Below are 6281 nucleotides of genomic sequence, written 5' to 3'. Positions count from 1 at the left end.
ACAACTACCGCTTGCGCGTGCTCGCTCTTTGCGGTTGGAATGGCGTCATCAATCGGGTCTGATCCACCCTCATCCCCCGTTCACGGGGAAGAGCCGGCGTCATCAATCGGGTCTGATCCACCCTCATCCCCCGTTCACGGGGAAGAGCCAACAGTCCTTGGGGGCTGTCGCGATGGTAGCGGAGGAGGGACTCGAACCCCCGACACGCGGATTATGATGACTTACGAAACCCGTCGAAATTCTAGGGTTTCAAGCATCTATGTTGCATCCATGTCGCATCAATCCAGCGAAGCCAGCCACCGATCATGATCAATCGTCAGCAGGCACGCGCACTGATCGGGATGCGTACAGCCGTCTAAGGGCGCAATAGGCGCATTGCGACTGTCATAGGATCCGACCGCCGCCCGGGCTGCCATATCGCAGGGGCCAGCGGCCATGTTCGACGGAAGGAACCTCACTGGGACGAGGCCGCCCATCCCCCTTTCGAGACGGCCGAGATGCGTCCGGTTATGCTCGCGCTTTTCTTCGATCGTGGGGTAGCGCTTTGCCATCACCCGAACAGATCGCGGCTCGCGCGCTTCGCCAATTCCGCGTCCCGGCCGGAGTCGACGAGCAGGTGGCCGTAGATGTTGATCGTCGTTTCGATGTTTTCGTGACCCATCCAGACCTGCAACCGCTTGAGGTCGATCAAGTTCGCGATCCACCCGCTCGCCGCGGCGTGGCGCATCTGATGAAAGCCATATTTGCCCGTCAGCACTGGCGCTCCGTCCTTGTCGACGATCGCCTCGCCGGCCTTGTTGTGCTTAGGCACGCCAAGCCCTGCCCTCACCTGCAACGGGAAGTAGGTCCGGCGCAGCATGTTGTTGTGCCGCTGGGGCGTGCCGGTCGAACTCGGGAACGCGAGGTCGAGCGACGACGGCGGGCTCTTCAGCTTCCACCGCTTCAACTCGGCGACGAGCTGCGGCGGAATGGGGATGGTTCGGCGCCCTGCCTCGCTCTTCGGCGGGCCGATGACGCCCCACTGGTCGGCGCGCTGCGTAACGGTGAGTTTGGCCGCCTTCAGGTCGATGTCGGCCCAGCGAAGCCCGCGCAGTTCCGATGACCGCAGGCCGGTCGTGATCGCCGTCATGATCAGGGCGCGCTCGTCATCGGTAGCGGCCTTGATCATCTTTTTCAGATCGGCGCGATCGGGCGGGACGACCTTCTCAACGTCGCGCTTCGCCTTCGCTACGCGCACCGACCTGGCGACGTTCTTCCCTACCTTGCCCAGATCCATCGCCCGATTGATGATCATCGACAAATGCGCGAGCACCTTGCCAGCCATCGGGCGCGACAAGTCCGCGAGCAGCTCGAGGCGCAACTCTTCGACCATCGGCTTGGTCAGCTCTGACAGCTTCTTGGCGCCGATCCGCGGTTTCAGGTGAATATCGGCCAGTTCGCGATAGCGTTTCACCGTCGATCGCTCGAGGTCGTTTGCTTCCGCGTGGGCAACGAGGAGATCGGCCGCCTCTGAAACCGTGATGCTGTCGCGGTGATGGGTATGCGTCCCGTCGTGCAGCTCTCGCTTCACCGCATCCAGGTGCGCATCCGCATCCCGCTTTTTGTCGAACTGCTTGCTGCGACGCTTGCCGGCGGCGTCGCGATAATCGACCTGCCAGGCCTGCCGTTCGGTGCCGTCGGGAGCGGTCCAGATGCGCTTACGGATTGACATCTGTTACATCCTCGAAATCGATTGGTAGCTCAGCGATTTTGTTGAGGCGACTTGCAATGAATTGCGCTCGCGAGGACGCATCTCGCTCCCACGCGGACAAGACGGCGTCAAAGACGGCCTCACGCATATTCTCATCGTCGGTAAGAACCGCCAGAACGTTGCCCATCGCTTTACGAACGTCGACGATCAGCCACCGCCAGGAGTCCCCTGAAATCGGTTCGAACAGGCGGCGTTTCGCGAACAATTCATTGAAAAAAGAGCGTGTGACGAACGAGACTGCTCCGATTACTTCGATCCGCTCACCGTACATCTCAACGGGATAGCCGGTCATCGACACGGGACTGATCAAAACGAAGGGGTCGCTCTCCTCCGTTAAATCAGAAGCGATCCCCATCAAGCCGGCAGAATAGAATGAGGCCCGATTTGCCTTAATCAGAACCGAGGCGTCGGAGGGAGAAAGCCCGGATTGCAAAAGTTCGAGGGCGACGGCGAGTTCAAGGATCATCGGTAGGTCGTAGTCGACCCGCTTTCCCTTACCGGGCTTCGATCCAAGAGGCACTTCCTCTGCCTGCAGCTTTCGGAGGCGCGCTTTGAACGCGCCTATACCGCTGGGCGGAATACGGTGCAGACTCACCAATATTTCTACAAGTTTTGAATAGCTTAGATGCATAACTCAACCAAGAAACCTGATTCGGTTTTAAATGTTGCACGCATGACAACAAATGTCTAACAATACCTAAACCGGTATAGATATGGAAAGGAGGCTAAAACGTGTTGAAAGATGATATTCTCGTCGGCGCCCGGGCCGCGGCTGAACACTGCGGTCTGACGCAAAGATGGATCTACGCAATGGTTGATCGGGGTGAGCTCCCCGTCATTCGTCGTGGGCGCAATCTGCTTTTCCGGAAATCGGAGCTGGAACGCGCACTTACCGGCGACGTCGCAGTATCCTGACATGAAGCGGCCGCCGACAGGTTGCACCCTGCCGACGGCCAGATCGAAACCCCACGCAAGGAGTTAATCGACATGGCAAGCATAATCACATCTGCGTCTAAGGGCAAATCCACCCCACCAATCGACGTTGATGGCATCGGAGCAGAACTCGGCATTTCCCAAACCTTCATGATCGCCGGTGAACGGTTCCTTGAAGGTGTAAGAGAGGTCTTGAGCGACAAGACCCCAGACCATCCGCTGATCGCTGAAGTCGACCACGCGGCATCGGTGATCCTCGAGGCGCACCGACGCGTTGGCGAGGCCCGCAAGAAGCTCGACGCGATCGTGGACCCCGCCTTTGCGGGAGGGCGGGCATCATGAGCCCCGCGCTTTCCAGCATCGCCCGCGGCGTTCTCAACGTCGATCTTCTCCGCGCACTTGCCGCGACAAACCGGCAAGCCCTCGAGAACATGATCGCGATCAGCATTGACATCCTTGATGAGATCGATGGGGACGCCGATGGCCAAGACGGCAACGAGGCCGAAGATGAGCCCGTCGCGAGATTTAATGACCCCGATTGGCTAAGGCGCAAGAAAATGGCCGGCTTGCCGGGTTGCCCCGTGGCCGACCCAAGCGGAGACGGCGATTGGTCGTGGCCAGCGTCTGACGCGGCTGAATACTCGCCACTGTTCGCGGGGCGGCCCTGACATGGGCCCCGATCCCCATATCGAAGTCAGGAAAGACGGCCCATTCTGGCGGGTCGTCGTCCTGCCACCCGAGGCCCTGCCCGATGGCTGGTGTCGTCCCTCGACCTTCTCGTCCGCGCCCTTGGCCCGCCTAGCGGCAAAACTGCTCGCGGACGCTTCTGGCATGCCAATCATAGACCAGGCGACGGGTGGCTAATGGCGAAGCGCAAGAAGGCGCTGCACGAGGCAGACGGGCGGGGGGGTAAATATTCCCTGATCCCCAAGATCGTCATAGACCGATTGCTGGTCTCGGTCGGCCCTCGTGCGGTTGCCGTCGCCCTTGCCCTCATTCGCAGGTTCAACGGGTACAACAACGGCGCGATTGCGCTTTCCACTCGCGAACTTGCGGAAGCCATCGGGAGCGCCAATCACAAGGCCAACATTGCCGCGCTGCACGAACTGGAACGCACTGGATTCGTCACCCTCACCGCGCGCTACCCCAAGGGGCAGCGGAAGGCGAACGAATATCGGCTCACCTTCATCTCATACGGGCCCAATGGCGAGCATCCGGCGACCAACGAATATCTGGCCAATTTGGAAACAGATTTGGAAACAAAAAAAATAAGCGCTTCGAAAACGGAAGCACGAATGGCCGTTCGTGCTTCGGAAACGGAAGCACGAAGGAAACACCGTGCTTCCGAAATGGAAGCAGGCGCGACGGAAACATGCGGCTTTCAGGCTCCCGCCCCTGCTGTCGAAATGGAAGCACATATATTAAACCATCCAGAGCGTCTGAACGGGTCCCCCTCAAATACCTCCGCATTCGCTTCAAAGTCGCAGGCGGTCGCTTCGCGGGGATCGGCCTGCATGGATGAACGCGAGTTGCGCGACTTTGCATTGTCCTATCTCGCCTGGGCACAACCCGGCGCGCAATCAAAGCTCGCCCATGACGTCGGCGTGCCAGGCGGAACTCTCTCAAAATTCCTGAACGGCCGATCTCTGCCGGAGCAGTACCGGATGCCGCTCCAGCTCGGCGTCGCCCGATCTTTTCCAATGGAGGCGCGTAATGCAGCGTAGCAGCACTTTTGACCCCACTACATGGCTCGCCCGGTGGAAGGCGGCGGGCGGCGCTTGGGTAAACACAAGCTTGATCCTACCCCCGCCGCATCGCCGGGAGTTGGAACGGATGATCGACGATCTCGCGCCGCATGAAATCCGTGCCGTGGCGCAGCACCTTGGGGTCGCGGTGGAGCCGGTCGAATGAGCGTGACCGACATCGCGGAAGCTCGCCGGCGGCGCGAAGATCGCAGAGCGGCCATTGTCGCCGCGGCGGACTGGTTGATTCATAACACGGTCTTTTGGCAATCATGGCGCGACAATGCCGAGTTCTATCGCCGCTGGCCTGATTTCGAAGCTGCCGAGCTGGAAGCCGTGGGGCGCGACGCCGAACGACGTGTCGCAATCCAGCTGCCCACGCCGATCACCGCTGCTGACCTCGATGCGGCCGTCGCGGGGTTAACGGGACGATATGAGCTTTGGACGCGGGCGTCCAACTGGCTGCTCCGATACTGGCCCGCGCGTGGTTTAGATGACCCGGAGTTCGTGCGGCATTTCGGCGAGATGACAATGGCGGAACTTGTCTTGGCAGCGATAGAGCGCGAACGAAGGCAACTACGGGCCCTGGGTCAAATACCGTGACAGAGGCCGGCCCCGCCCCTGACGATTGGATACGGCTTTCCGATGCCTGCCAGCATCTCCGCGCCGAGGGCGTTGGGGAGGCCGATCTGTTGCTGACCATCGCTCACGCCGGCCGCTGCGGTCGAATAATCGCGAATGGGTTCTGTTCGATTCAAGCCAACGGGAATTGCGCCTCCGCCTTAACGCGATCAGACGTGCGAGCGATGATGTGGCGGGTCCTTAGTTCGCCAAAGGCAGGCGACAAGGGATACCATTGTGGCATCTTAGGCGAGGATCTGTTCTGGTCGCGCGGCAATCGCATTGACGAGGTTCAACAGGAGCAGTGGCGCTCCGTCCTTGTGGACCGCCCCGGCTTCGAAGCGCTGCTCCGCGAACTTGCTGTTCTGTCACCCGTGCAAAAGGTAACGGCCGGCGAGACGGCCGAGTGGATTGCGGCCTATCCAGGGTCCAACAGCAAGGAAGGGTGGGCCGCCTACAAGCGCCACTATGGCGCACGGGCGGCGAAACGCGATGAGGTTTTTCAGCCCATGTGGCGCGAAATTCACGGGGAGCCGTCCAGAGGTCGCCCCAGAAAATCCCCGAACGACCAATAATCCTCCTTCACCAAGCGCAAAGTCCCAGAAAACCGAAATCCCGCGAAGATGTTTTGCGGGGATTTTTCCCTGATCCAGTTTCCGTCTGCGTCCATCGGCGACCGCGGAGGAACTATGCAGGGAGCACCCGAGAAACTCGCGTACTCGATAGAAGAGGCCGTCGCAGCGACATCAATCTCGAAATCGAGCCTATATGCCCGCATTGCGAAGGGTGAGATCGTCGCATCGAAGGTAGGGCGTCGAACGGTTATCCCCGCGCGGTCGCTCCGCAAGCTGGTCGACGGGTGACCTTATGCGCACCGCATCCGGACAACTCACATTCTCGGGAAGCCTACCAGATCCCGCCATGGCCGGCCTTTATGATTATTCGGCGCATGTCGATGCTCCCTCGATCGGGCCGCGGCAACGTCCAGAGCGGGGCGGCGTCGTGTCCGAAACTGCAAGCGCGATGGCGAGCTGGCTGGCCCGGCATGAGTGGCGGCGCCCCTTCTACAATGACCCAAGTTTCATCGCCGAGTTCGGCCGCGCGAAGCGCGACGAAATCGTGGCGGCCTGCAACGAACTTTGGGGCCGGGCCGATCGAGCGGCCGCCGCGGCAGGAATGACAATCACGCTGCCGCCGCGTCTCGGCGGCCAAAAGCACACCGAAAGGAACTAGCG

The 6281-nt window shown here is 60.5% G+C and carries 11 protein-coding genes; 9 read left to right on the top strand and 2 right to left on the bottom strand.

All coding sequences use genetic code 11. The annotated features are described in order from the left end of the window. Positions 1-550: 550 nt before the first annotated feature. A complete protein-coding gene (locus tag B5X69_RS15800; protein ID WP_079639615.1) occupies positions 551-1711 on the bottom strand; it encodes a tyrosine-type recombinase/integrase in 1161 nt (386 codons plus the stop codon). Further along, positions 1698-2216 (bottom strand): hypothetical protein, encoded by a 519-nt coding sequence (locus B5X69_RS15795; protein WP_139375826.1) that lies wholly within the window; start codon positions 2214-2216, stop codon positions 1698-1700. Before B5X69_RS15795 ends, B5X69_RS15800 begins: the two co-directional genes overlap by 14 nt. Positions 2217-2482: 266 nt before the next feature. On the opposite strand from B5X69_RS15795, the gene B5X69_RS22285 reads away from it, so the two are divergent. The 9 genes from B5X69_RS22285 (at position 2483) to B5X69_RS15745 (ending at position 6279) form a co-directional block, all read left to right on the top strand. Beyond that, the gene (locus tag B5X69_RS22285) at positions 2483-2665 is read left to right on the top strand and encodes a helix-turn-helix domain-containing protein (RefSeq protein WP_079639613.1); all 183 of its coding nucleotides are present in this window, start codon (positions 2483-2485) and stop codon (positions 2663-2665) included. Between the two features lie 21 nt (positions 2666-2686). After that, positions 2687-3025 carry a hypothetical protein gene (locus B5X69_RS15785; protein WP_079639612.1) on the top strand — a complete coding sequence of 113 codons (339 nt, stop codon included), beginning with the start codon at positions 2687-2689 and terminating at the stop codon, positions 3023-3025. Beyond that, complete coding sequence (locus B5X69_RS15780; RefSeq protein ID WP_079639611.1) at positions 3022-3351, top strand: hypothetical protein; 330 nt, start codon at positions 3022-3024, stop codon at positions 3349-3351. The genes B5X69_RS15785 and B5X69_RS15780 overlap by 4 nt, the downstream gene beginning before the upstream one ends. 195 nt (positions 3352-3546) lie before the next feature. After that, complete coding sequence (locus B5X69_RS15770) at positions 3547-4407, top strand: hypothetical protein (RefSeq protein WP_079639609.1); 861 nt, start codon at positions 3547-3549, stop codon at positions 4405-4407. Further along, positions 4397-4594: a hypothetical protein gene (locus B5X69_RS15765; RefSeq protein WP_079639608.1), complete on the top strand. Its 198-nt coding sequence runs from the start codon at positions 4397-4399 to the stop codon at positions 4592-4594. The genes B5X69_RS15770 and B5X69_RS15765 overlap by 11 nt, the downstream gene beginning before the upstream one ends. Beyond that, on the top strand, positions 4591-5028 hold the full coding sequence (locus tag B5X69_RS15760; RefSeq protein ID WP_079639607.1) for a hypothetical protein: 438 nt from the start codon (positions 4591-4593) through the stop codon (positions 5026-5028). Before B5X69_RS15765 ends, B5X69_RS15760 begins: the two co-directional genes overlap by 4 nt. A 203-nt stretch (positions 5029-5231) precedes the next feature. Continuing rightward, entirely contained in the window at positions 5232-5621 is a 390-nt protein-coding gene (locus tag B5X69_RS15755) for a hypothetical protein (protein ID WP_079639606.1), read from the top strand. A 48-nt stretch (positions 5622-5669) separates the two neighbouring features. Then, the gene (locus B5X69_RS15750; RefSeq protein ID WP_079639605.1) at positions 5670-5909 is read left to right on the top strand and encodes a helix-turn-helix domain-containing protein; all 240 of its coding nucleotides are present in this window, start codon (positions 5670-5672) and stop codon (positions 5907-5909) included. Positions 5910-5967: 58 nt separating this feature from the next. Then, entirely contained in the window at positions 5968-6279 is a 312-nt protein-coding gene (locus tag B5X69_RS15745; protein ID WP_079639604.1) for a hypothetical protein, read from the top strand. Positions 6280-6281: the final 2 nt, after the last annotated feature.

The sequence above is a fragment of the Sphingopyxis flava genome (genome assembly GCF_900168005.1).
GTDB classification, from domain to species: Bacteria; Pseudomonadota; Alphaproteobacteria; order Sphingomonadales; family Sphingomonadaceae; genus Sphingopyxis; species Sphingopyxis flava.
The sequence above is the reverse complement of the archived record's forward strand: the minus strand, read 5'-3'. Positions and strand labels throughout refer to the sequence as shown.

Coding starts and splice junctions, on each gene's coding strand:
- B5X69_RS15800 (WP_079639615.1), bottom strand. CDS start 1,711: ATGTCAATCCGTAAGCGCATCTGGACCGCTCCCGACGGCACCGAACGG.
- B5X69_RS15795 (WP_139375826.1), bottom strand. CDS start 2,216: ATGATCCTTGAACTCGCCGTCGCCCTCGAACTTTTGCAATCCGGGCTT.
- B5X69_RS15780 (WP_079639611.1), top strand. CDS start 3,022: ATGAGCCCCGCGCTTTCCAGCATCGCCCGCGGCGTTCTCAACGTCGAT.
- B5X69_RS15770 (WP_079639609.1), top strand. CDS start 3,547: ATGGCGAAGCGCAAGAAGGCGCTGCACGAGGCAGACGGGCGGGGGGGT.
- B5X69_RS15765 (WP_079639608.1), top strand. CDS start 4,397: ATGCAGCGTAGCAGCACTTTTGACCCCACTACATGGCTCGCCCGGTGG.
- B5X69_RS15760 (WP_079639607.1), top strand. CDS start 4,591: ATGAGCGTGACCGACATCGCGGAAGCTCGCCGGCGGCGCGAAGATCGC.
- B5X69_RS15755 (WP_079639606.1), top strand. CDS start 5,232: ATGATGTGGCGGGTCCTTAGTTCGCCAAAGGCAGGCGACAAGGGATAC.
- B5X69_RS15750 (WP_079639605.1), top strand. CDS start 5,670: ATGTTTTGCGGGGATTTTTCCCTGATCCAGTTTCCGTCTGCGTCCATC.
- B5X69_RS15745 (WP_079639604.1), top strand. CDS start 5,968: ATGGCCGGCCTTTATGATTATTCGGCGCATGTCGATGCTCCCTCGATC.